Below are 1,374 nucleotides of genomic sequence, written 5' to 3' on the forward strand. Positions count from 1 at the left end.
CATGTCGGCAACGCGCTGTAGCGCCATGTCGACATATATCTCCAGCGACAGAAGGGGTCTGGAGTCGATCAGTCCGATCTGTCGGGAAACGTGCGAATGATCTCCACTCGTTCCGGTTACGCCTCGATCCTGTTTGCGGATCTCAGTCGGGCGAAGCTCCGGGCCAGGAGTCGGGAGACGTGCATCTGGGAGACGCCGAGCTCCACGCTGATCTGTGACTGCGTCAGATTGTTGTAGTACCGCAGGAGCAGGATCCGTTGCTCGCGTTCGGGCAGTTGTACGAGGAGGTGGCGGACGAGGTCGCGGTGCTCGACCCCGGCCAGCTCCGGGTCCTCGTAGCCGAGGCGGTCCAGCAGTCCGGGCATGCCGTCGCCCTCCTGGGCGGCCTCCAGGGAGGTCGCGTGGTAGCTGCGCCCGGCCTCGATGCAGGACAGCACCTCGTCCTCGGTGATGCGCAGCCGCTCGGCGATCTCGGCGGTGGTCGGGGTGCGGCCGTGGAGGGTCGTGAGGTCCTCGGTGGCGGCGTTGACCTGGACCCACAGCTCGTGGAGGCGGCGCGGTACGTGGACGGTGCGGACGTTGTCGCGGAAGTACCGCTTGATCTCGCCCACGACGGTCGGCATCGCGAAGGTCGGGAACTGCACGCCGCGGTCCGGGTCGAACCGGTCGATGGCGTTGATCAGGCCGATGGTGCCGACCTGGACCACGTCCTCCATCGGCTCGTTGCGGCTGCGGAAGCGGGCAGCCGCGTACCGCACGAGCGGGAGGTTGGCCTCGATCAGCGCCCCGCGCACCCGGCTGTGCTCGCTGGTGCCCGGCTCCAGGCCCTTCAGCTGCCCGAAGAGGACCTGGGTGAGGGCCCGGGTGTCCGCACCCCTGCTCGGGGGTCTCGGTGCGACCGGGGGCTCCTCGGGCGGCGCCTGGAGGGGCTCCTGGCGCATCTCCCGCTGGGGCTCCGACTGGGGCGGCACCTGGGGGTCCTGCTGGGGTGGCACTTGAGGCGCAGTACTGGCCGGCACGGTCACGCCACCCCTTCAGTCAACTCTCATCCATCAAAAGCGGTCATAGCATCACAAGAGATGTGCACTGTGTGCAAGCACCGTATATCGCCGTGTTGAGGGCAAGTTGGGCATAAGGGGGCATTATGCCCAGTGGTGGGTATACAAAAAGCCCCCCACCCGTCGGAGTGGGGGGCCGGAAGTCCGGGAACCGCTTCAGCGTACGGGTCAGCGCACCAGTTCGGTCATGAACTCGCCGATGCCGGATGCGGCATCCGATATCCCCTGGAAGCCTATTTCGACGATCTCGGCAGCCCTCTTCGGCTGGGTGATGATCACGAAGAGGACGAACACGGTGAGGGCACCCGTGATGAGC

At 66.5% G+C, this 1,374-nt stretch carries 1 protein-coding gene; it reads right to left on the bottom strand.

The window, feature by feature from the left end; genetic code table 11:
• Nucleotides 1-116: 116 nt before the first annotated feature.
• Entirely contained in the window at nt 117-971 is an 855-nt protein-coding gene (locus tag ACFWVD_RS28590; protein ID WP_379248002.1) for an RNA polymerase sigma factor SigF, read from the bottom strand.
• Nucleotides 972-1,374 lie beyond the last annotated feature (403 nt).

It is taken from the genome of Nocardia sp. NPDC058666 (assembly GCF_042714895.1).
In the GTDB taxonomy this organism is placed as follows: domain Bacteria; phylum Actinomycetota; class Actinomycetes; order Mycobacteriales; family Mycobacteriaceae; genus Nocardia.